Origin of the sequence: Pseudomonas sp. RC10-4-2 (assembly GCF_050433085.1) — a bacterium.
Classification (GTDB): Bacteria; Pseudomonadota; Gammaproteobacteria; order Pseudomonadales; family Pseudomonadaceae; genus Pseudomonas; species Pseudomonas aeruginosa.
On record NZ_JBNPXX010000002.1, the window covers coordinates 1,366,931 to 1,389,585 of the forward strand.

General features: G+C 66.6%; 20 protein-coding genes. 10 read left to right on the forward strand and 10 right to left on the reverse strand.

Annotated features, from left to right (window positions below):
* The first annotated feature begins 139 nt into the window (after positions 1 to 139).
* Positions 140 to 952, forward strand: a complete 813-nt coding sequence (gene tcdA / locus FHW81_RS14475) for a tRNA cyclic N6-threonylcarbamoyladenosine(37) synthase TcdA (protein ID WP_003086553.1) — start codon at positions 140 to 142, stop codon at positions 950 to 952.
* Here the strand turns inward: tcdA and FHW81_RS14480 are convergent, their stop codons facing one another.
* Positions 953 to 1,681, reverse strand: coding sequence for a 4'-phosphopantetheinyl transferase family protein (locus tag FHW81_RS14480; RefSeq protein WP_003082383.1), 729 nt, complete (start codon positions 1,679 to 1,681; stop codon positions 953 to 955). It lies immediately after the preceding gene.
* A gap of 227 nt (positions 1,682 to 1,908) precedes the next feature.
* Entirely contained in the window at positions 1,909 to 2,697 is a 789-nt protein-coding gene (locus tag FHW81_RS14485; RefSeq protein WP_003082385.1) for a dienelactone hydrolase family protein, read from the reverse strand.
* Between the two features lie 175 nt (positions 2,698 to 2,872).
* Between FHW81_RS14485 and FHW81_RS14490 the strand changes: the two genes are divergently transcribed.
* From FHW81_RS14490 to FHW81_RS14500, 3 genes are all read left to right on the forward strand, one after another.
* Positions 2,873 to 3,544 (forward strand): polysaccharide lyase family 7 protein, encoded by a 672-nt coding sequence (locus FHW81_RS14490; RefSeq protein ID WP_003082396.1) that lies wholly within the window; start codon positions 2,873 to 2,875, stop codon positions 3,542 to 3,544.
* Between the two features lie 499 nt (positions 3,545 to 4,043).
* Complete coding sequence (locus FHW81_RS14495; protein WP_003082401.1) at positions 4,044 to 4,364, forward strand: hypothetical protein; 321 nt, start codon at positions 4,044 to 4,046, stop codon at positions 4,362 to 4,364.
* A 77-nt stretch (positions 4,365 to 4,441) separates the two neighbouring features.
* Positions 4,442 to 6,499 carry a lipoxygenase family protein gene (locus FHW81_RS14500; protein WP_003082403.1) on the forward strand — a complete coding sequence of 686 codons (2,058 nt, stop codon included), beginning with the start codon at positions 4,442 to 4,444 and terminating at the stop codon, positions 6,497 to 6,499.
* Positions 6,500 to 6,542: 43 nt separating this feature from the next.
* On the opposite strand, the gene FHW81_RS14505 is transcribed toward FHW81_RS14500, so the two are convergent.
* The gene (locus tag FHW81_RS14505) at positions 6,543 to 7,277 is read right to left on the reverse strand and encodes a TerC family protein (protein ID WP_003106697.1); all 735 of its coding nucleotides are present in this window, start codon (positions 7,275 to 7,277) and stop codon (positions 6,543 to 6,545) included.
* 456 nt (positions 7,278 to 7,733) lie between these two features.
* Here FHW81_RS14505 and FHW81_RS14510 point away from each other — a divergent pair, with 456 nt between their 5' ends.
* A complete protein-coding gene (locus FHW81_RS14510) occupies positions 7,734 to 8,930 on the forward strand; it encodes a lytic murein transglycosylase (protein WP_003082409.1) in 1,197 nt (398 codons plus the stop codon).
* Between the two features lie 31 nt (positions 8,931 to 8,961).
* Here the strand turns inward: FHW81_RS14510 and FHW81_RS14515 are convergent, their stop codons facing one another.
* The 6 genes from FHW81_RS14515 to napE are packed head-to-tail and all read right to left on the reverse strand — an operon-like array spanning position 8,962 to position 13,545.
* A complete protein-coding gene (locus tag FHW81_RS14515) occupies positions 8,962 to 9,558 on the reverse strand; it encodes a cytochrome c3 family protein (RefSeq protein WP_003082412.1) in 597 nt (198 codons plus the stop codon).
* 10 nt (positions 9,559 to 9,568) lie between these two features.
* Positions 9,569 to 10,060: a nitrate reductase cytochrome c-type subunit gene (locus FHW81_RS14520; RefSeq protein ID WP_012614385.1), complete on the reverse strand. Its 492-nt coding sequence runs from the start codon at positions 10,058 to 10,060 to the stop codon at positions 9,569 to 9,571.
* A 10-nt stretch (positions 10,061 to 10,070) separates the two neighbouring features.
* The gene (gene napA, locus FHW81_RS14525; RefSeq protein WP_003162643.1) at positions 10,071 to 12,575 is read right to left on the reverse strand and encodes a nitrate reductase catalytic subunit NapA; all 2,505 of its coding nucleotides are present in this window, start codon (positions 12,573 to 12,575) and stop codon (positions 10,071 to 10,073) included.
* On the reverse strand, positions 12,556 to 12,885 hold the full coding sequence (locus FHW81_RS14530) for a chaperone NapD (protein ID WP_003082422.1): 330 nt from the start codon (positions 12,883 to 12,885) through the stop codon (positions 12,556 to 12,558). The genes napA and FHW81_RS14530 overlap by 20 nt, the downstream gene beginning before the upstream one ends.
* Complete coding sequence (napF, locus tag FHW81_RS14535) at positions 12,878 to 13,369, reverse strand: ferredoxin-type protein NapF (protein WP_003162642.1); 492 nt, start codon at positions 13,367 to 13,369, stop codon at positions 12,878 to 12,880. The genes FHW81_RS14530 and napF overlap by 8 nt, the downstream gene beginning before the upstream one ends.
* A gap of 8 nt (positions 13,370 to 13,377) precedes the next feature.
* Positions 13,378 to 13,545 (reverse strand): periplasmic nitrate reductase, NapE protein, encoded by a 168-nt coding sequence (napE, locus tag FHW81_RS14540; RefSeq protein WP_003082429.1) that lies wholly within the window; start codon positions 13,543 to 13,545, stop codon positions 13,378 to 13,380.
* Positions 13,546 to 13,766: 221 nt separating this feature from the next.
* On the opposite strand from napE, the gene FHW81_RS14545 reads away from it, so the two are divergent.
* From FHW81_RS14545 to FHW81_RS14560, 4 genes are all read left to right on the forward strand, one after another.
* Positions 13,767 to 14,369: an outer membrane protein gene (locus FHW81_RS14545; protein WP_003082431.1), complete on the forward strand. Its 603-nt coding sequence runs from the start codon at positions 13,767 to 13,769 to the stop codon at positions 14,367 to 14,369.
* A 79-nt stretch (positions 14,370 to 14,448) separates the two neighbouring features.
* Positions 14,449 to 15,126, forward strand: a complete 678-nt coding sequence (phoP, locus tag FHW81_RS14550) for a two-component system response regulator PhoP (protein ID WP_003082436.1) — start codon at positions 14,449 to 14,451, stop codon at positions 15,124 to 15,126.
* Entirely contained in the window at positions 15,123 to 16,469 is a 1,347-nt protein-coding gene (gene phoQ, locus FHW81_RS14555; RefSeq protein WP_003082438.1) for a two-component system sensor histidine kinase PhoQ, read from the forward strand. The genes phoP and phoQ overlap by 4 nt, the downstream gene beginning before the upstream one ends.
* Before the next feature lie 101 nt (positions 16,470 to 16,570).
* Positions 16,571 to 19,933: a diguanylate cyclase gene (locus tag FHW81_RS14560; protein ID WP_019725966.1), complete on the forward strand. Its 3,363-nt coding sequence runs from the start codon at positions 16,571 to 16,573 to the stop codon at positions 19,931 to 19,933.
* A 3-nt stretch (positions 19,934 to 19,936) separates the two neighbouring features.
* Here the strand turns inward: FHW81_RS14560 and FHW81_RS14565 are convergent, their stop codons facing one another.
* Positions 19,937 to 20,938: an AraC family transcriptional regulator gene (locus tag FHW81_RS14565; protein ID WP_023084496.1), complete on the reverse strand. Its 1,002-nt coding sequence runs from the start codon at positions 20,936 to 20,938 to the stop codon at positions 19,937 to 19,939.
* A gap of 335 nt (positions 20,939 to 21,273) precedes the next feature.
* Between FHW81_RS14565 and dctA the strand changes: the two genes are divergently transcribed.
* A complete protein-coding gene (dctA, locus tag FHW81_RS14570) occupies positions 21,274 to 22,584 on the forward strand; it encodes a C4-dicarboxylate transporter DctC (protein WP_003082442.1) in 1,311 nt (436 codons plus the stop codon).
* Positions 22,585 to 22,655 lie beyond the last annotated feature (71 nt).

Below are 22,655 nucleotides of genomic sequence, written 5' to 3' on the forward strand. Positions count from 1 at the left end.
TACAGGCGCTGAGCCGGCGGGTCTGTTGCAAGTCTAGTCCGGCCTGCGCGACGAGCCGTAAGAACGCAGGCGACGCGGCGGCCGCGGCTTTTTATAATGCGCGCGGCAATCCGCGATTCGGTTTCAGAGGTGGTTGGTGATGCAGGTGGATGAACAGCGCTTCGGCGGTATCGGCCGGTTGTACGGTCGCGAGGGGCTGCAACGCCTGGCCGATAGCCACGTCGCGGTGGTCGGCATCGGCGGGGTCGGTTCCTGGGCGGCGGAAGCGCTGGCCCGCAGCGGCGTCGGCGAGATTTCCCTGTTCGACCTCGACGATGTCTGCGTGACCAACACCAACCGCCAGGTGCATGCCATCGAAGGCTCGGTGGGCAAGGCCAAGGTCGAGGTGATGGCGGCGCGCATCCGGGCCATCAACCCGGCCTGCCGGGTCCACGCGGTGGCCGATTTCGTCACCCGCGAGACCATGGCCGAGTACATCGTCGACTTCGACTACCTGATCGACTGCATCGATAGCGTGGCCGCCAAGGCCGCGCTGATCGCCTGGTGCAAGCGGCGCAAGATCCCGGTGATCACCACCGGCGGCGCCGGTGGCCAGGTCGACCCGACGCAGATTCAGGTCGCCGACCTGAACAAGACCTTCAACGACCCGCTGGCGGCCAAGGTGCGTTCCACCCTGCGCCGCGACTACAACTTCTCGCGCACGCCGGGGCGCACCTACAGCGTGCCCTGCGTGTTCTCCAGCGAACAACTGCGCTACCCGAAGCCGGACGGCACGGTGTGCCAGTCGAAGAGTTTCGTCGGCGAAGGGGTGAAGCTGGACTGCGCCGGCGGCTTCGGCGCGGTGATGATGGTCACCGCCACCTTCGGCATGGTCGCCGCCGCCCGCGCCGTCGAGCGCCTGGCGGAAGGCCGCGCGCTGCGGCCGTCGCGGCGCACGCCGGGGAACGCCTGATCAGGCGCCGACCGCCACCAGGCTGAGCAGGCGTTCGTCGAGCACGGCGAACTGGGCGTCCAGCTCGCTGCCGTGGCGCCACTCCGGCGACAGGTCGGTGAGCAGGCGCAGCCGGGCCTGGCCGTCGGCGCGCCATTCCAGCAGTTCCGCATGTTCGAAATAGAAGCGCTTGCCCACCAGCGGATAGAGCGCCTTGAACAGGCTTTCCTTCAGCGAGAACGCCAGGGTCACCAGCAGGCCGGTGCGTCGCTCCAGGTCGTCGGCGAAGCGCAGGCGCTCGCCTTCGGTGAGTATCTCGCCATGCAGGTAGCGCGCCCGTTCGGCTTCGAGCAGGGTTTCCACGTCCAGGCCGAGCCCGCGCCAGTCGCCGCGCGCCGCCACCAGGGCGGCGGCCCAGCGGTCGCCATGGGTGATCGAGCCGCTGATCGCGGCCGGCCAGACCGGTGCGCGGTCCTCGCCGACGGCCGGCGTCTGGGCGCGGCCATCGAGGGCGAACAGGGCGGCGCGTGCGCAGAGGCGCCCGGCGAGAAACTCGGCCTGGCGCTTGGCCACCGCGCGGAGGATGTTCGCCGGCGGCTGGATGCCGGCCAGGGCGAAGTCGCCGGGTTGCAGCAGCGCCGGGTCGAAGCGGGTGCTGCGCAGTTGCACGCCGGGCAGCGCGACGGGCAGCGGCCAGCGGTCGTCCAGTGGGGTGCAGAAGGAGGGGAGACGGTCGTTCATGGCGCGCATTGTGCCGGTTCCCGACGTGGCCCACCAGTCACGCGGCGCTTACACAAGATTGCAAAAGCGCAACAAAGGAAAACGGACCGCGAGGCCCGGTTTTGACAGACTGCGCCGCGCATTCCTGTGGAATGCAGGTGAGGTTGTTTGTTGATGACGGGATACTGTCCTGTCTCGACCTTTCAAGACGGGAGTCCCTCCGGGGACTCCCGTTTTTTTATGCGTCGGCGCAGGGTTCAACCCTGCCCGAAGATGTCCTTGAGGAACGCCTGCAGGTCTGCCCAGGAGCGCTGGTCGGCCTGGCGGTCGTAGCCGATGTCCAGGCCGTGGCCTTTGTGCGCGTCGGCGTCGGGGTTGGTGAAGCCGTGTTTGGCGTCGTCCTGGATCACCACCCGGTAGTCGGCGCCGGCGGCGTTCAGTTCCTGTTTCAGGGCGTCGAGGTCCTTGGCCGGGACCAGGCTGTCGGCGCTGCCGTGCTCCACCAGGATCTTGGCCTTGACGCTGCCCTTGCTGGCCGGGGTGGCGGTGCCGAGGGCGCCGTGGAAGCTCGCCACGCCGGCCAGCGGCAGGCCCTGGCGGGCCATGTCGAGGACGATCTTGCCGCCGAAGCAGTAGCCGATCGCGGCGATCTGGCTGGGATCGGTCTGCGGTTGCCGCTTCAGCAGTTCCAGGCCGGCGAGGAAGCGCGCCTTGGCGGCGTCGGCATCCCGGGTCGCGGCCTGCATGAAGGCCATCGCGTCCTGCGGGTGCTCGGTGTGCTTGCCTTCGCCGTACATGTCGATGGCCAGGGCGCTGTAGCCGAGTTCGGCGAGGTCGCGGGCGCGGCGTTTGGCATAGTCGTTGAGCCCCCACCATTCGTGGACCACGATGACCCCAGGGCGGATCCCCGGCTTGCTGTCGTCGTAGGCGAAATAGCCGACCATGCGCGTGCCGTCTGCGCTCCGGTAAGGCATCTCGCGGGTCTGGATAGCGGCCTGGGCGCTGGCGGCGCAGGCGATGAGCAGCAGGGCGCAGAACAGGCGCATGGCATCTCTCCGTGAAAGGGTCCCCGATCAAGATAGACGCTTGTGCGCGGGACGCGGGGAAAACCCTCGGTGCCGGCCTTGCGCCGCTCAAACGCGGGCCATTCGGCCAGGCAAAGCGTGCGCCGCTCATCTACCCTATGGGCGAGTCCCTTCCCCTCGCTAGGACACCGTCTGGATGCCTGACCTGAGTACCTGGAACCTGACCATTCCCCAGGGCCGCCCGGCCATCACCATCTCCACCAGCCAATTGCAGCGCGACTACCGCAGCGACTATTTCCAGCGCACCGCCGACGGCATTCGCTTCTGGGTGCCGGTGAACGGCAGCCACACGCGCAACAGCGAGTTCCCGCGCAGCGAGTTGCGCGAGACCCTGTCCAGCGGCAGGCCCTACAACTGGCGTTACGCCAGGGCCGACAACTGGCTGGAGGCGACTCTGCGCATCGAGGCGGTGCCCTCGACCCGGCGCATGATCATCGGCCAGATCCACAGCGATGGCAGCAATAGCGGCCAGGCCGCGCCGCTGGTGAAGCTGCTCTACCAGTTGCGGCTCGACCAGGGGCGGGTCCAGGCGCTGGTCCGCGAGCGGCCGGACGACGGCGGGACCAGAGCCTACACACTGATGGACGGGATTCCTCTCGGCCAGTCGTTCAGCTACCGCATCGGCGTGTCTCGCAGCGGATTGCTCAGCGTGTCGGTGAATGGCAGCGCCCTGGAGCAGCAACTGGACCCGCAGTGGGCCTACCAGGGCCTCTATTTCAAGGCCGGACTCTACCTGCAGGACAACCGCGGGCCGTCCAGCGAGGGCGGGCGGGCGACGTTCAGCGAGCTGCGCGTTAGCCATCAATGAGCGGTCGAGGCGTCTGCGCCGCGGACTTCGCGTTGCCGTGGCGTTTTGCAACTGCCAGATCTGACAGGCGCGGAAGAGAGGAAACCGGGCGCGGGAAAAAATATCCGTATCTTTCCAGGGGGGAATAGGTCTCACGATCCGCTGATTCTGGTACTTCAGTACATGAAATCGCCTTGGCGGATCGCCCCGAATAAATGCCACGTTCTGCGCAACGGCCTGCCGGGTTTGCACAATGGGTCGAGGCCTGGCGGGATAAAATCGGCTATTGCCGTTGTCCGGCGTAGTTCTTTGCAAGTCAAAAGTTTGCCGTCAATAATTATTGTGGATAACTATTGTTTCAGGCTTTTCCTGTCAACTGTGCGAAGCGTCAGCTTATTGCCGATTTTTCCTCTCGCTATTGCTTTCTCCACGTTCCGAAGAAGTTCGGACGTACAGGTTTCTTTGCTGTTTTCAGCGAGAACCATTCGTTTCGATCATTTGAATACGTGGAGATTCAGACATGAAAAATCAGGTGAATGCCCTGGCGGTTCTAAGTGTGGGTGAAATCGAACAAGTTTCTGGCGCCGGGACTTTCCTGGGCGATGCCATCATCAATGGCGTCTACGCGGCCAACTCCTTCCTGAACTCGCCGCTGTTCTCCAGCATCGGCAACGCGGCCAGCGCCATCGGCCTCAACCGTACCCACGAGCTGGTCGACCTGCTGGCCTTCCAGGTGCCTTCGGTGGCGGCGATCACCGTCGGCAAGATTCTCGGCGGGACCGACAACCACAATGTTCCGTTGCATTACAACAAGGAAAGCGGCGAAGGGCTTTACAGCTGATCGCAACCTGTTGAAAGAGCGATTCGATGCTCAGGCATCGAGTCGTTCCTGGTTAATGCATTGATGGAGTCGATGATATGAAACGCAGGAGTGTGCTCTTGTCGGGTGTCGCCCTGAGTGGAACCGCGCTGGCCAATGACTCGATATTCTTTTCGCCCTTGAAATACCTCGGGGCGGAACAACAGCGATCTATCGATGCCTCGCGAAGTTTGCTGGACAACCTGATTCCGCCGAGTTTGCCGCAATATGACAACCTGGCCGGAAAGTTGGCGCGGCGTGCGGTATTGACCAGCAAGAAACTGGTATATGTCTGGACCGAGAACTTCGCCAATGTCAAAGGCGTGCCGATGGCCCGCTCGGTGCCGCTGGGCGAGTTGCCGAATGTCGACTGGCTGTTGAAGACCGCCGGGGTGATCGTCGAGCTGATCGTCAATTTCGTCGCCTCGTTGCCGGCGTCGGCCGCCGCGCAGTTCGAGCGGATCGCCGCCGGGCTCAGCGGCGATCTGGAGGCGGCGCGCCAGGTCCACGAGGCGTTGCTGGAGGAGGCGAAGAACGATCCGGCCGCGGCCGGCAGCCTGCTGCTGCGCTTCACGGAATTGCAGACGCGGGTGATCGCCTTGCTGACGCGGGTCGGCCTGCTGGTCGACGACATCCTCAAGAGCGCCAGCAACCTGGTTACCCAGGGTGGACAGGGCGACGGCCTGAATCGCTTCCGCGCGGTGTTCGGCACCCTGCGCCTGCCGGAGGTCGCCGACAGCTTCCGTGACGACGAAGCGTTCGCCTACTGGCGGGTGGCCGGGCCTAATCCGCTGCTGATCCGTCGCGTCGATGCGCTGCCGGCCAACTTTCCGCTGGGCGAGGAGCAGTTCCGCCGGGTGATGGGCGCCGACGACAGCTTGCTGGAGGCCGCCGCCAGCCGCCGCCTGTATCTGCTGGACTACGCCGAGCTGGGCAAGCTGGCGCCGTCGGGAGCGGTGGACAAACTGCTCACCGGGACGGGCTTCGCCTATGCGCCAATCGCCCTGTTCGCCCTTGGCAAGGATCGGGCGAGGCTATTGCCGGTGGCCATCCAGTGCGGTCAGGACCCCGCTACCCATCCGATGTTCGTGCGTCCCGCCGAGTCGGAGAGTGATCTGTACTGGGGTTGGCAGATGGCCAAGACGGTGGTCCAGGTCGCCGAGGAGAACTACCACGAGATGTTCGTCCACCTGGCCCAGACCCACCTGGTGAGCGAGGCGTTCTGCCTGGCCACCCAGCGCACCCTGGCGCCCAGCCATCCGCTGCACGTCCTGCTCGCCCCGCACTTCGAGGGCACCCTGTTCATCAACGAGGGGGCGGCGCGGATCCTGTTGCCCAGCGCGGGCTTCATCGACGTGATGTTCGCCGCGCCGATCCAGGACACCCAGGCCACCGCCGGCGGCAATCGGCTGGGTTTCGACTTCTACCGCGGCATGTTGCCGGAGAGCCTGAAGGCGCGGAACGTCGACGACCCGCTGGCGCTACCGGACTACCCCTATCGCGACGACGGCCTGCTGGTATGGAATGCCATCCGCCAGTGGGCGGCCGACTACGTGGCGGTGTACTACGCCAGCGACGGCGACGTCACCGCTGACGTCGAACTGGCGGCCTGGGTCGGCGAAGTGATCGGCAGCGGCAAGGTGGCCGGGTTCCGCCCGATCACCGGTCGCAGCCAACTGGTCGAGGTGCTGACCATGGTGATCTTCACTGCCTCCGCGCAGCATGCGGCGGTCAATTTTCCCCAGCCTTCGATGATGACCTACGCACCAGCCATCTGTGCCATGAGCGCGGCGCCGGCACCGGACTCGCCAAGCGGCAAGAGCGAGGCCGATTGGTTGAAGATGATGCCGCCGACCCTGGTGGCGCTGGAGAAGGTGAACATCTATCACCTGCTCGGTTCGGTCTACCACGGTCGCCTGGGCGACTACCGGCAGACCGGGTTCCCCTACGCGCCGGTGTTTTCGGACAGGCGGGTGACCGCCAGCGGCGGCCCGCTGGAGCGCTTCCAGGCACGCCTGAAGGAGGTCGAGGCGACCATTCGCACGCGCAACCAGGCGCGCCGCAGGCCCTACGAGTACCTGTTGCCGAGCCGGATCCCGGCGAGCACCAATATCTGAGCCGGAGAAAGAGGACGGGGCGCCCCTGGGCGCCCCGTTGCTCTTAGCGGCCTTCGCTTTCGGCGGCGTCCGCCGGCGCGGCATGCCGCTGCTTCAACTGGCGGCGCGCCAGGAGGCTGCCGAGGAGGATCACGAACAGCGCGCCGAAGGCCGCCGCACCGTAGTGCAGGTAGGAATCCCATTGCGCGTAGGGCGCCAGCCAGGGCTTCAGGGCGCTGTCGGTGAGCAGCATGCCGCCGGCGATCCAGCCGAGCAGGCCGCCGCCGAAGAGGATGATCAGCGGGAAGCGGTCGATCAGGCGCAGGATCAGCTGGCTGCCCCAGACGATGATCGGGATGCTGATCAGCACGCCCAGGGAGACCAGGAAGAAATCCCCGGCCGAGGCGGCGGACAGGGCGATGACGTTGTCCAGGCTCATCACCGCGTCGGCGATGATGATGGTCTTGATCGCGCCGAGCAGGTGGGTGCTGCCCTTGATGTCGTCGCCGTTCTCCTCCTCCGGCAGCAGCAGCTTGATGCCGATCCACAGCAGCAGGAGCGCGCCGATTACCTTGAGGTAGGGCAGGTCGAGCAGGTGCAGGGCGAAGAACAGCAGCAGGATGCGGATCAGGATGGCGCCGGCGACGCCACCGAAGATCGCCTGCTTGCGCCGGTGCGCCGGCAGGTGCCGGCAGGCGAGGGCGATGACTACGGCGTTGTCGCCGCCCAGGAGGATATCGATGGCGACGATCTGCAGCAGGGCTGTCCAGAACGTCGGGTCGCTCAACCAGTGGATCAAGGTTGTACTCCGAAACGTGTAGTGAGGGTGGAAAGCCCGGGGCGGTGGCGGGTGGCGGCCGCCCGGCTTTCCTGCGGTGGTCTGGGACCGTCGGGGCCGGCTCCGGCTTGTGGACGGAGGCGGGGAACACTGCTTGGACCGGCGAACGCCCGGCCAGTGCCCGGAAAACGGACGCGCGGGTGGCGCAGCGCGTTCGGGCACGGATGTGACGCGGCGGATCGGCCGCGAGACACCCGGCATGCGTATTCCATCGCCAGTCTGCCCGAGCAAGGTTTCACCCGCCTTTCAGGGCGGAGATGGCGCCGCACCCGGCGGGACGGTAGGCTAGTGGCCCGTGTGGCTGACTCGACCAGTCGAACGCCGATCACCGAGTCAACCGTACAGGCCACCAGGCCTTCGGCGCCGGGGGAAGCCCGCCGGTGCCATGGATGACCGTTCACCGTACAAGGAAACCCCATGCGCAGTCTTCTTCTCTCCTCGCTGGCCCTGCTACCCGCCCTGGCCCTGGCGCAACCCGACGCCTCGAGCTTCCCTTCCTGCCTCGCCGGCCTGCAGAAGAAGGCCCAGGCGCAGGGCATTTCCGCCGACAGTTATGAGCGCTTCACCAGCGGCCTGCAGGCCGACCTCAGCGTGCTCGACCTGCTCGACGCGCAGCCGGAGTTCACCACCCCGCTGTGGGACTACCTGGCCGGTCTGGTGGACGAGCAGCGGGTCAGCGATGGCAAGGCGATGCTCGCCCAGCACGACAAGCTGCTCGACCAGGTGGCCGCGCGCTACGGCGTGGACAAGTACACGGTGGTGGCGGTGTGGGGCGTGGAAAGCGACTACGGGCGGATCTTCGGCAAGCGTCCGCTGCTGACCTCGCTGTCGACCCTGTCCTGCTACGGGCGCCGCCAGTCGTTCTTCCAGGGCGAGTTCCTCGCCACCCTGAAGCTGTTGCAGGCCGGCGACATCCGCGACGCCGGCATCACCGGCTCCTGGGCCGGGGCCTTCGGCCATACCCAGTTCATGCCATCGACCTACGCGCGGATCGCCGTGGACTTCGACGGCGACGGTCGCCGCGACCTGGTAGGCAGCGTGCCGGATGCCCTCGGTTCCACCGCCAACTACCTGAAGAAGGCTGGCTGGCGCACGGGACAGCCGTGGGGCTATGAAGTGAAGGTGCCGGCCGACTTCCCCGCCAGCCTGGCCGGGCGCGGCAAGCGCCAGCCGCTGTCGGCCTGGGTCGCCCGTGGGGTGAGGCGGGTCGACGGCCAGCCGCTGCCGGGCGGCGACGAGAAGGCCGCGATCCTCCTGCCGGCCGGGGCCCAGGGCCCGGCCTTCCTGGTCTATCGCAACTACGATGCGATCTATTCCTACAACGCCGCGGAAAGCTACGCGCTGGCCATCGCCCTGCTTTCCGACCGCCTGCGCGGCGGCAGCGGCCTGGTGGCGTCCTGGCCGACCGACGACCCGGGCATCAGCCGGCTCGAGCGCAAGCAATTGCAGAAGGCGTTGCTGGCGCGCGGCTACGACATCGGCGAGGCCGACGGGCTGATCGGCACCAGCACGCGCAAGGCGATCCAGGCCGAGCAGAAGCGCCTCGGCCTGACCCCGGCCGACGGTCGCGCCGGGCGCAAGATCCTCGAGGCGCTGAAGGGCGCCCAGCCCTGATTGCGCCGCGCCGCCCGGTCCGCGGGCGGCGCTACCAGCCCTTCACCCCGGTCATGTCCGGCAGGTGGTGGGCGATCCCCTTGTGGCAGTCGATGCAGGTGGCTTCGCCGCTGGCCAGGGCGGTGGAGTGCATCTGCCGCGCGCGCACGCTCTGCCGGGTGAAGTCCATGAACTCGAAGTTGTGGCAGTTGCGGCATTCCAGCGAATCGTTGGCCTTGAGTCGTGCCCATTCGTGCTCGGCCAGCTCGCGGCGGTGATCGAGGAATTTCTCGCGGGTGTTGATGGTGCCGAAGATCTTGCCCCAGACCTCCTTGGAGGCCTGCATCTTGCGCGCGATCTTGTCGGTCCACTTGTGTGGCACGTGGCAGTCGGGACAGGTGGCGCGGACTCCGGAACGGTTGCTGTAGTGGATGGTGTCCTTGAGTTCGACGAACACGTTGTCGCGCATCTCGTGGCAGGAAATGCAGAAGGTCTCGGTGTTGGTCGCCTCCAGGGCGGTGTTGAAGCCGCCCCAGAAGACGATCCCGGCGATGAAGCCGCCGAGGGTGAGGAAGCCCAGGCTGAAATGCACGCTGGGACGACGCAGGACCCGCCAGTAACCGGCCAGCCAGGCGATGAGTGCTTTCATGCGGCCTCCCTCAGGGGTTGCGCGCCGCATTGGCGGCTTCTTTCTCGAGGATCTGGTCGATGTTCTCGAAGCGGTTGTCGACCAGCGGCTTTACGTCCTGTTGCGGCACATGGCACTGCACGCAGAAGTAGCGGCGCGGCGAGACGGCGGCCAGCGGCTGGCCGTCGCGGTCCATGTAGTGGGTGATGCTGATCATCACCGCCTGGGTTCGCGCGCTGTTGGCGCGGCTGTGGCAGGACAGGCACTTGTTGCTGTCCTTGTCGATGCGATAGCCGACGATGCTGTGGGGAATGGTCGGCGGCTGCTCGGGGTAGTTGCGCTCGCGTTTCAGGTCCTTGTTTTCCTCGGCCGCCAGCGGCGGCGCGGGGCGGCTTTCGGCCAGCGTGCCGCCGGGGCGGCGGCCGTCGGGGGCGGGCGCGTCCAGCGGGTAGCCGAGGTCGGCGGCGAAGGCCGCGGGGGCGCCGAGCAGGACGAGGAGCAGGGCAGTCAGCAGAGGTTTCATGGCGCGCTCCTCAGGCCAGGTTGAGCAGTTCGATGCGAACGGCGCACTTCTTGTAGTCGGTCTGCTTGGAAATCGGGTCGGTGGCGTCCAGGGTGACCTTGTTGATCAGCTTGTTGGCGTCGAAGAACGGCACGAACACCAGCCCCTGGGGCGGCTTGTTGCGCCCGCGGGTCTCGACCCGCGCGCGGATCTCGCCGCGCCGGCTCACCACCTTGACCTCGCTGCCGCGGCGCAGCTTGAGCTGGCGCGCATCCTCCGGGTGCATGTAGACCAGCGCGTCGGGCACCGCCTTGTACAGCTCCGGGACCCGCGCGGTCATGCTCCCGGTGTGCCAGTGTTCGAGCACCCGGCCGGTGGCGAGCCAGAACGGGTAGTCCTGGTCCGGCGCCTCGGCCGGCGGCTCGTAGGGCAGGGCGAAGGCAATCGCCTTCTTGTCCGGATAGCCATAGAACTGCACGCCACTGCCCTTGCTCACGTAGGGGTCGTAGCCCTCGCGGTAGCGCCAGCGGGTCTCCTTGCCGTCCACCACCGGCCAGCGCAGGCCGCGCGCCTCGTGGTAGGCGTCGAAGGGGGCGAGGTCGTGGCCGTGGCCGCGACCAAAGGCGGCGTATTCCTCGAACAGACCCTTCTGGATATAGAAGCCGAATGCGTCGACCTCGTCGTTGGCGTAGCCCTTGGCCAGGTCGCTGGCCGGGAAGCGGTCGACCTGGCCGTTGCGGAACAGCACGTCATAGAGGGTCTTGCCCTTCAGCTCGGGGGCCTTCGCCAGCAGTTCCGCGGGCCAGACCTCGTCGGTGGTGAAGCGCTTGGAGAACTCCACCAACTGCCAGAGGTCGGACTTCGCCTCGCCCGGTGCCTTCACCAACTGGTGCCAGAACTGCGTGCGGCGCTCGGCATTGCCGAAGGCGCCTTCCTTCTCCACCCACATGGCGCTGGGCAGGATCAGGTCGGCGGCCTGGGCCGAGACGGTGGGGTAGACGTCGGAGACGATCACGAAGTTGTCCGGGTTGCGCCAGCCGGGCAGCACTTCCTGCATCACGTTGGGACCGGCCTGCATGTTGTTGCTGACCTGGGTCCAGTAGACGTTGAGCACGCCGTCCTTGAGCATCCGGCTCTGCTGCACGGCGTGGAAGCCGACCTTCTCCTGGATGGTGCCGGCCGGCACCTTCCAGATCTTCTCCGCGGTTTCCCGGTGCTTCGGGTTGGTCACCACCAGGTCGGCGGGGAGCCGGTGGGAGAAGGTGCCGACCTCGCGCGCGGTGCCGCAGGCCGAGGGCTGGCCGGTGAGCGAGAAGGGGCTGTTGCCCGGTTCGCTGATCTTCCCGGTGAGCAGGTGGATGTTGTAGATCAGGTTGTTCGCCCAGACCCCGCGGGTGTGCTGGTTGAAGCCCATGGTCCAGAACGACACCACCTTGCGCTTGGGGTCGGCGTAGAGTTCGGCGAGGGCCTTCAGCCGCTCGGCCGGCACGCCGCTTTCGCGCGCGGTGCGCTCCAGGGTATAGGGCTTGACGAACTCGGCGAAGGCCTTGAAGTCGATATCGCTCCAGGTGTTGGCCTTGTCGGCGTTCTTCGCCTTCTTCTCCAGCGGGTCGTCCGGGCGCAGGCCGTAGCCGATGTCCTCGGCGCCATGGGCGAAGCGCACGTGGCGCTCGACGAAGTCGCGGTTCACCGCGCCGCTCTCGATGATGTGGTTGGCGATATAGTTGAGGATGATCAGGTCGGTCTGCGGCTTGAACACCATGGGCAAGTCGGCCAGCTCGAAGCTGCGGTGCTCGAAGGTGGACAGCACCGCGACCTTGACCTGCGGCGCGCTGAGCCGGCGGTCGGTGACCCGCGACCAGAGCACCGGGTGCATCTCGGCCATGTTCGAGCCCCAGAGGACGAAGCTGTCGGTGGCCTCGATGTCGTCGTAGCAGCCCATCGGCTCGTCCATGCCGAAGCTGCGCATGAAGCCCATCACCGCCGAGGCCATGCAGTGGCGGGCGTTGGGGTCGATGTTGTTGCTGCGCAGGCCGGCCTTGAACAGCTTGTTCGCCGCATAGCCTTCCCAGACCGTCCACTGGCCGGAGCCGAACATGCCGACCGACTCCGGTCCCTTGGCCTTGAGCGCGGCCTTGAACTTCTCGGCCATGATGTCGAAGGCCTGTTCCCAACTGATCGGCTGGAACTCGCCCTGCTTGTCGAACTTGCCGTCCTTCATGCGCAGCAGCGGGCGGGTCAGGCGGTCGCTGCCGTACATGATCTTCGACAGGAAGTAGCCCTTCACGCAGTTGATCCCGCGGTTGACCTCGGCCTTGATGTCGCCATGGGTGGCCACCACCTGGCCGTCGCGGGTGGCGACCATCACGCTGCAACCGGTGCCGCAGAAGCGGCAGGGGGCCTTGTTCCAGACCAGGCTGGTGACGTCCGCCTCGGTCACCAGGTTGCTGGCGCGGACCAGGATCGGCAGGCCGGCCGCCGCCGCGGCGATGGCGGCGGCGTTGGCCTTGGCGAATTCACGACGGGTGAGGTTCATCGATTGTCTCCTCGGGCGAGCACGGTATCGCGCGGTCGGTCATGGCCGCCGCGTCGTTGCTATCGTCGTCGTGCAGGATCTCGTGGTAGACCAGCACGGCGTTGAGCACTCCTGGCAGGTTCTGCAACTGGCCCAGGGTGTCGAGAATCTGTTCTTCGCGTTCGGCTTCCAGCACCAGGATCAGCTTGCCCTGCGGGCTTTCCTGGTAGATCTCCAGGCCGTCGAGCAGCGCCAGGTTGGCCTTCACCGCCGGCAGTCGCTCGGGTCGGCAATGCAGGATGAGGCTGGCGATCTGCAGGGCTTCAGGCATGTCGTGGAGACTCCTTGGTGGATAGCGCGCGCAGTTGGATGGCCTGGCTCGGACAGGGCGCCAGGCAGGCGCCGCAGCCGTTGCAGCGCTGGCTGTCCAGCTCGGCCAGGGCGACGCCGCCGGGGGCCGGGCGGAAGCGGATCGCGGCGGGTTCGCAGGCGTCCTGGCAACTGCGGCAGTGGATCCCGGCCAGGGCCAGGCAGGCTTCGCCGATCGTGGCGATCCAGGGGAAGGCCGGGCCCGCGCCATCGAACAGGCCGGCCTCGCAGCGGCTGGCGCATTCCCCGCACAGCGTGCAGCCGGCGCTGGAGAGGTCGAGTTCGACGAGCCGACCGGCGCCGAGCTTCAGCACGCCTTCCGGGCAGGCCTCGACGCAGGCGGCGCAGCCTGTGCAGCCTGCGGCGAAGTCGGCGGCGGTCCACGGCGGGCGACGCGTCGGCGGGTGCCCGCCGAGGCGGCGGAACAGCTCTCGGCGACTGCTCATACCCGACCTCAGGCCGGCGGCCCGGGCGGGCCGGCCAGTAGCTGGTACATCCAGACGCAGAAACCGAAGCCGCCGACCAGTGCGACGGACAGCAGCGGGAACAGGCAGATCACGAGAAACAGGAAGAGCCTGGCTTCCATGCCCTTGACGCGTCCCTGGTCGGGTTGTTCGTTCATTGGCCCAGCCTCTATGCAGGCGACTGTAGAAAGCCTAGACCCTACTTGCAGTACGGGCAAAAACCTCGCCGAGCCGGCGCGCGGCAGCCTGGAAACAGAGCGTTCGCCGGCAAACGCGAGTCGTTCAGCCCGGGTTCAGCAAGCGTTCAGGGGCGGTTCAGTACCCTGTCCGTACTCTGCAAGCCGTGAACGACACGACTCTCGCAGAACGGAGAAACACCATGAAAGCACTCAAGACTCTCTTCATCGCCACCGCCCTGCTGGGTTCCGCCGCCGGCGTCCAGGCCGCCGACAACTTCGTCGGCCTGACCTGGGGCGAGACCAGCAACAACATCCAGAAATCCAAGTCGCTGAACCGCAACCTGAACAGCCCGAACCTCGACAAGGTGATCGACAACACCGGCACCTGGGGCATCCGCGCCGGCCAGCAGTTCGAGCAGGGCCGCTACTACGCGACCTACGAGAACATCTCCGACACCAGCAGCGGCAACAAGCTGCGCCAGCAGAACCTGCTCGGCAGCTACGACGCCTTCCTGCCGATCGGCGACAACAACACCAAGCTGTTCGGCGGTGCCACCCTCGGCCTGGTCAAGCTGGAACAGGACGGCAAGGGCTTCAAGCGCGACAGCGATGTCGGCTACGCTGCCGGGCTGCAGGCCGGTATCCTGCAGGAGCTGAGCAAGAATGCCTCGATCGAAGGCGGCTATCGTTACCTGCGCACCAACGCCAGCACCGAGATGACCCCGCATGGCGGCAACAAGCTGGGCTCCCTGGACCTGCACAGCAGCTCGCAATTCTACCTGGGCGCCAACTACAAGTTCTAAATGACCGCGCAGCGCCCGCGAGGGCATGCTTCGATGGCCGGGCCGGAAGGTCCGGCCGCATCTCATCCGGAGGAACCTCATGAAACTGCTGGTAGTGGAAGACGAGGCGCTGTTGCGCCACCACCTCTATACCCGCCTGGGTGAACAGGGGCACGTGGTGGACGCGGTACCGGATGCCGAGGAAGCCCTCTACCGGGTCAGCGAATACCACCACGACCTGGCGGTGATCGACCTCGGCCTGCCGGGCATGAGCGGCCTGGACCTGATCCGCGAGCTGCGTTCGCAGGGCAAGTCCTTCCCGATCCTGATCCTCACCGCCCGCGGCAACTGGCAGGACAAGGTCGAAGGCCTGGCCGCCGGGGCCGACGACTACGTGGTCAAGCCGTTCCAGTTCGAGGAACTGGAAGCGCGCCTGAACGCGTTGCTGCGACGCTCCTCGGGGTTCGTCCAGTCGACCATCGAGGCCGGCCCCCTGGTCCTCGACCTGAACCGCAAGCAGGCGCTGGTCGAGGAGCAACCGGTGGCGCTGACCGCCTACGAATACCGCATCCTCGAATACCTCATGCGGCATCACCAGCAGGTGGTGGCCAAGGAACGCCTGATGGAACAGCTCTACCCCGACGACGAGGAGCGCGACGCCAACGTCATCGAGGTGCTGGTCGGCCGCCTGCGGCGCAAGCTGGAGGCCTGCGGCGGCTTCAAGCCGATCGATACGGTGCGCGGCCAGGGCTACCTGTTCACCGAGCGCTGCCGGTGATCCGTTCCCTGCGCATCCGTCTGATGCTCGGCGCCGCCGCCCTGGCGGTGCTGTTCATGCTGGCGCTGCTGCCGGCCCTGCAGCGGGCCTTCGGCATCGCCCTGGAGAACACCATCGAGCAGCGCCTGGCCGCCGACGTGGCGACCCTGGTCTCGGCGGCGCGGGTGGAGAAGGGCCGCCTGGTGATGCCCGAGCACCTGCCGGTGGAGGAGTTCAACCTGCCGGAGGCCAAGGTCCTCGGCTATATCTACGACCAGAATGGCGATCTGCTCTGGCGCTCCACCTCGGCGGCCGACGAGTCGATCAACTACACGCCGCGCTACGACGGCCGCGGCAACGAATTCCACACCACCCGCGATGCGAAGGGCGAGGAGTTCTTCGTGTTCGACGTCGAGATCGACCTGCTGCGCGGCAAGCAGGCGGCCTACAGCATCGTCACCATGCAATCGGTCAGCGAGTTCGAGAGCCTGCTCAAGGGGTTCCGCGAGCAGCTCTACCTGTGGCTCGGCGGCGCCCTGCTGGTCTTGCTCGGGCTGCTCTGGCTGGGTCTGACCTGGGGCTTCCGGGCGATGCGCGGGTTGAGTTCCGAGCTGGACCAGATCGAATCCGGCGAGCGCGAGAGCCTGAGCGAGGAGCATCCGCGCGAGCTGCTGCGCCTGACCCACTCGCTGAACCGCCTGTTGCGCAGCGAGCACAAGCAGCGCGAGCGCTACCGCCACTCCCTCGGCGACCTGGCGCACAGCCTGAAGACGCCGCTGGCGGTCTTGCAGGGGGTCGGCGACCAGCTCGCCGAGGAGCCCGGCAACCGCGAGCAGGTGCGGGTGCTACAGGGCCAGATCGAGCGCATGAGCCAGCAGATAGGCTATCAGTTGCAGCGCGCCAGCCTGCGCAAGAGCGGCCTGGTACGCCATCGCGAGCAACTGGCGCCGCTGGTGGAGACCCTGTGCGACGCGCTGGACAAGGTCTATCGCGACAAGCGGGTAAGCCTGCAGCGGGACTTCTCGCCGTCCTTCAGCGTGCCGGTGGAGCGCGGCGCGCTGCTGGAACTGCTCGGCAACCTGCTGGAGAACGCCTATCGCCTGTGCCTGGGCCGGGTTCGCGTGGGCGCCCGGCTGGGGCCGGGTTACTCGGAGCTGTGGGTCGAGGACGACGGTCCCGGAGTGCCTGCCGAACAGCGCGCACGAATCATCCGCCGCGGCGAGCGCGCCGATACCCAGCACCCGGGGCAGGGCATCGGCCTGGCCGTGGCGCTGGACATCATCGAGAGCTACGACGGCGAACTGAGCCTGGACGATTCCGAGCTGGGCGGCGCCTGCTTCCGCATACGTTTCGCTACAGTCTGAGACTTGGCGGCCGTTACCTACGTCTGAGGTGTTTCCGCGCTACGCTGAAGTCTGTTCGGCTGGCGCAGTTCCTTTGACGCAGGTACCGGGGATTCGAGCGGATGTTCAGTGGCAAAACCGACGACAGGGGCTTGTGGGCGGGCATCCAGGCCGGTGTGCTGTTCTTTCTCGCCGCCCTGGCCTGCATCTACCTGTCGCGCCAGCCCGCCACCATCGCTGCGATCTGGCTGCCCAACGCGATCCTCACCGCCGCCCTGCTGCGCGCGCCGCTGCGCCAGTGGCCGGCGATCCTGCTCTGCTCCGCCGTGGCCAACCTGGCGGCCAACCGCCTGTATGGCGACAGCCTGTGGATGAGCGCGGCGTTCCTGCCGGCCAACCTGAGCGAAGCGATCTTCGCCGCGATGCTGTTACGCATCAACCGGGTGCGCGAGGACTTCGAATTCAACCTGCATTCGGCGGTTCGCGTGCTCTGGGCCGGCGCGCTGATCCCGCCCTTGCTCGGCGCCTCGGTGGGCGCGGTGCTGGTCAGCGTCTTCGGCATGGGGCGTTTCCCGGAAATGTGGGCGCGCTGGTACGTGGGCGATGCGATGGGCATGCTCGCGCTGCTGCCATTGTGCATGGCCAGCAACCTGGCGGCCTGGCGTCACGCTCTGTCGGGGCGGGCGGGAGTGGACAACGCGATGCTCCTGCTGGTGACCCTGGTGATCAGCTTCGTGGCCCTGACTCGCCTGCCCTACGCCTTCATCTACGTGCTCCTGCCGCTGCTGGTGGCCGCCGCCAGCACCAGCGTGTTCGGTACCGCGCTGATCGGTTGCCTGAACACCTGTTTCATCGCCGTGCTGATCGCCCTCGGCGTGTTCGTCCCCGAGTCGTCCCAGCAGCGTTTCGGCGAGCCGCTGCTGTACCTGCCGATGGCCTTGACCCTCATTCCCGCCTTCCTGGTCTCGGTGATCATGGAGCGCAGCCGCCGCGAGCAGCATCAGGTGGCCATCGGCGAGGCGCAGTTCCGCGGCGCCATGGAATTCTCGGCGATCGGCATGGCCCTGGTGTCGCTGGAGGGGCGGCTGTTCAAGGTCAACGAGGCGCTGTGCCGGATGCTCGGCTATTCCGCCGAACGCCTGGGCGAGCTGTCGTTCCAGGAGATCACCTATGTGGACGACCTGGAACTGGACCTCGACCTGGTGCGCGACCTGCTCGCCGGGCGTATCAACTCCTACCAGATGGAGAAGCGCTACCTGCGCGAGGACGGCGAAACCTTCTGGGCGCGCATCAGCGTGTCGCTGGTGCGCGACGAGGAGGGAGTCGCCCAGTACTTCGTCACCCAGGTGGAGGATATCGACAGTCGCAAGCGTGCCGAGCTGGAGCGCGAGCGCCTCGCCGAACGGATCAAGCTGGCCACCGACGCCGGGCAGATCGGCATCTGGGAGTGGGACCTGGCGCGCAACCGCCTGCACTGGGATTTCCGCATGTTCGACCTGTACGGCATCCGCAGCGGTCCCGGGGAGACCACGGTGGAGCAGTGGAAGGCGAGCCTGCATGCTGAGGATCACGACCGCGTGCTGCGCGAGCTGGAGCGCGCCGTCAGCGGGTTGCAGAAATTCGACTGCGAGTTCCGTATCGTCCGCCCCAACCGCGAGGTTCGCCACCTGCGGGCGATCGCCACGCTGACGCGCGACGAGGACAATCGGCCGGTGCGGATGATCGGCATCAACAGCGACATCACCGAGATCCGCACCCTGGCGGAAACCCTGCACGAGGAAAAGGAACGCCTGCAGGTGACCCTGTATTCCATCGGCGATGCCGTGTTGACCACCGACGCCGGCGGCCGCGTGACCTTCATGAACCCGGTGGCCGAGGCGATGACCGGCTGGACCTTGCAGGACGCCATCGGCGCGCCCCACGAACTGGTCTTCAACGTGCTCGACAGCGACACCGGCGAGGCCCTGGAAAGCCCGGTGCGACGCTGCCTGCAGAACACCCGGGTGTTCTACCTGGAGGACGGCGCCACGCTGATCAGCCGCAAGGGCGAGCAGCACGATATCCAGAATTGCGCGGCGCCGGTGCGCACCCGCGATGGCGAGATCATCGGCACCGTGCTGGTGTTCCAGAACGTCACCAAGGCCCGGGCGATGCAGCGCGAGCTGAGCTATCACGCCTCCCACGATGCCCTCACCGGGCTGTTCAACCGCACCAAGTTCGAGGAGGAGCTGCAACGCGCCCTGGCCAACGCCCAGGAGCGGGCGACCCAGCATGCGCTGTGCTTCATCGACCTCGACCGCTTCAAGGTGGTCAACGATTCCGCCGGGCACGCGGCGGGCGACATGCTGCTGCGCGAGCTGAGCCGGATTCTCGCCGACCGCACCCGCGCCTCCGACACCCTGGCGCGGCTGGGCGGCGATGAGTTCGGCCTGCTGCTGTTCGATTGCGACCTGGCGGAGGCGGAGCAGGTGGCGAGCAAGCTCATCGAGCAGATCTGCTCGGTGCGCTTCCCCTGGGAAGGGCGGCTCTACGACGTGGGCGCGAGCATCGGTATCACCGCCCTTACCGCCACCTCGCGCAGCACCAGCGAACTGATGAGCCAGGCCGACGTGGCCTGCTACGCGGCCAAGCATGCCGGGCGCAACCGGGTTTCGGTGTACCAGTTCGGCCATGAGGAAGTGGAGCGCCAGCACCGCGACATACTCCTCGCCAGCGGGCTGCGCGAGGCCCTGGAGAACGACCGCTTCCAGTTGCAGGCGCAGGAGATCGTCCCGGTCGGCCCCCGCCGCGACGGCGACCGGCACTACGAGCTGCTGCTGCGACTGTACGATCCGGATGGCCAGATGACTCCGCCGGGCGCCTTCATCCCGGCCGCCGAGCGCTTCAACCTGATGGCCAGCATCGACCGCTGGGTGATCAACGAGGCGCTGATCAACTTCGGCGCGCGGATCGCCGCGGTGGAGGGCCTGAGCATCGGCATCAACCTGTCCGGCAACTCGCTCAACGACCCGCTGTTCCTGCCTTACCTGCTGGATCGCATCGAACACTCGCCGCTGAGGCCGGAGCGCCTGTACTTCGAGCTGACCGAGACGGCGTTGATGAACCAGTTGTCGGTGGCTTCGCGGATCGTCGCCAAGCTGCGCGACCTCGGCTGCAAGGTGGCGCTGGACGACTTCGGCTCCGGCCTGAGTTCCTTCAATTACCTGAAGAATTTCGTCGTCGACGTAATCAAGATCGACGGCAGCTTCGTCCGTAACCTGGACAAGAGCCCGGTGGACCAGGCCATCGTCGACTCCATCAACCAGATCGCCCACCGCCTGGGCGCGGTGACCGTGGCCGAGTTCGTCGAGAGCCGGGAAATCCTCGATCACCTGGCGCGCCTCGGGGTGGATTTCGCCCAAGGCTACGCGGTCGGGCGGCCGCAGCCGTTCGCCACGGTGCTCGACCAACTGCGCAGCGGGCTTCGTCGCCAGGAGCTGGGCTGAGCTTCAGGCTTCCGCCTGGTGCCGGTACGCGCCGGGGGTGAGGCCGGTCCACTTCTTGAACGCGCGATGGAAGGCCGAGGGCTCGGAAAAGCCGAGCTGCTCGGCGATGTCCTGGATCGATAGCTCGTCCCGACCCAGGTGGTAGATCGCCAGGTCGCGGCGCAGGTGGTCCTTGAGTTGCTGGAAGCTGCCGCCTTCCTCGCGCAGGTGGCGTCGCAGGGTCTGCGAACTCATGTGCAGTTGGCGGGCGACCTGGTCGAGGTCTGGCCAGCGCCGGCAGTCGCGGCCGAGCAGGCGGCGGATCTGGCTGGTCAGGCTGTCGCCGCCGTCCGGGCGCGCCAGCAGGTCGGCGGGAGAGTACTGGAGGAACTGCTTGAGGGTGCGTTCGTCCTGCAGCAGCGGCATGCCCAGGTAGCGGGCGGCGAACAGCAGGCTGGTGCAGCCGGCGGAAAACCGCCGGGGGCAGGGAAACAGCAGGTCGTACTCGGCCTGGTGGTCCGGCGCCGAGTAGCTGAAGGTGGCTTCCTCCAGGCGGATGCGCTGGCCGATCAGCCAACTGGCGAGGCGGTGCCAGATCACCAGCAGGCTTTCGGCGAGGAAGTGATCCGGGTCCGACAGGTGGCGTTCCTCGAGGCTCAGGCGCACCAGGTCGCCGTCGCGCCGCAGGTGGATCAGCGGCGCCTGGGGGAACAGGCCGTAGAACAGTTCGCCGCGCTGCAGGGCCTTTTCCAGGGTCCGGCAATGAATCAGGGTGTGGCACATCATGGCGAAGGTGCCGCGCTTGCTGCGGACTTCGCCGAAGCCCATGTATTCGTCGTCCAGCACTTCCCAGAGCAACTGCATCAGGCGGGTGAACTGCTCCGGCGCGATGCGTGCCCGCGGTTCGTCCAGCAGGGCCGGCTGGATGCCGGCGCGACGCAGCAGGGCGGGGCCGTCCAGGCCTTGGCGCGTGGCCCCGCGCAACGCGGCGCGGACGAAATGGCTGGCGATGGTGCGCTCACGCATGGCGGCGTCCTTGTTGTTGGAACGGCGATGGTAGGGCGCCACCCGGAAGACGACAAGGGTGGTGGCGGACTCCCGCCATGCTCGCGCGGCACAGCCGGCCCGCCGGGCGGTAATCCGCCACGCTTAGCCCGCTATGCAATTTTCATTTATTATTTAACTTGTTGATATATAAGGATTTTATTTAGATAAAGAGCATCCTGGCACAGCCTCTGCAATGCCTGGGCAAGGTTCCGCCGCGGCGGTTCACGACAAAAAATCTCCCCAGCAAGGGGGGTAACGCTACCGGTGAGCGCGTTCCAGGGAACTGGCGAAGCGCCCCCGTGAGGACTCTGCCCATGACCAAACAACCCTTCTACAAGAGCCTGTACGTGCAGGTTCTGGTCGCCATCGCCATCGGTATCGCGCTCGGCCACTGGTACCCGGAAACGGCGGTGGCGATGAAGCCGTTCGGCGACGGCTTCGTCAAACTGATCAAGATGGCCATCGCGCCGATCATCTTCTGCACCGTGGTCACCGGCATCGCCGGCATGCAGAGCATGAAGTCGGTCGGCAAGACCGGCGGCATGGCGCTGCTGTACTTCGAGGTCGTCTCCACCGTGGCCCTGATCATCGGCCTGGTAGTGGTCAACGTGGTCCAGCCGGGCGCCGGCATGCACGTCGACCCGAACACCCTCGACACCAGCAAGATCGCTGCCTACGCCGCTGCCGGCGAGAAGCAGAGCACCGTCGACTTCCTGATGAACGTGATCCCCGGCACCGTGGTCGGCGCGTTCGCCAACGGCGACATCCTCCAGGTCCTGTTCTTCTCCGTGCTCTTCGGCTACGCCCTGCATCGCCTGGGCAGCTACGGCAAGCCGGTGTTCGAGTTCATCGAGCGCGTCTCCCACGTGATGTTCAACATCATCAACGTGATCATGAAGGTCGCCCCGATCGGCGCGTTCGGCGCCATGGCCTTCACCATCGGCGCCTACGGCGTGGGTTCGCTGGTGCAGCTCGGCCAACTGATGCTGTGCTTCTACATCACCTGCATCCTGTTCGTGCTCATCGTCCTCGGCGGCATCGCCCGCGCCCACGGCTTCAGCATCCTGCGCTTCATCAGGTACATCCGCGAGGAGCTGCTGATCGTGCTGGGCACCTCGTCTTCCGAGTCGGCCCTGCCGCGGATGATCGACAAGATGGAGAAGCTCGGCTGCAACAAGTCGGTGGTCGGCCTGGTGATTCCCACCGGTTACTCCTTCAACCTCGACGGCACCTCGATCTACCTGACCATGGCCGCGGTGTTCATCGCCCAGGCCACCGATACGCCGATGGACATCACCCACCAGATCACCCTGCTGCTGGTGCTGCTGATCGCTTCCAAGGGCGCCGCCGGCGTCACCGGCAGCGGCTTCATCGTGCTCGCCGCGACCCTTTCCGCCGTCGGCCACCTGCCGGTCGCCGGCCTGGCGCTGATCCTCGGCATCGACCGCTTCATGTCCGAAGCCCGCGCGCTGACCAACCTGGTCGGCAACGGCGTGGCCACGGTAGTGGTTTCCAAGTGGTGCAAGCAGCTCGACGAGGGCACCTTGCAGCGCGAACTGGCCGGCGAGGGCAACGCTTCGTCGCCTGCCAGCGATATTCCGGTGGGCGGCCGCGAAGCGGTCTAAGCTCAAACCTGTTCGGCAGGGGGAAGTGAAGAGCTCCCTGCCGCCCTTCGAACCCGCCCTCGTGGCGGGTT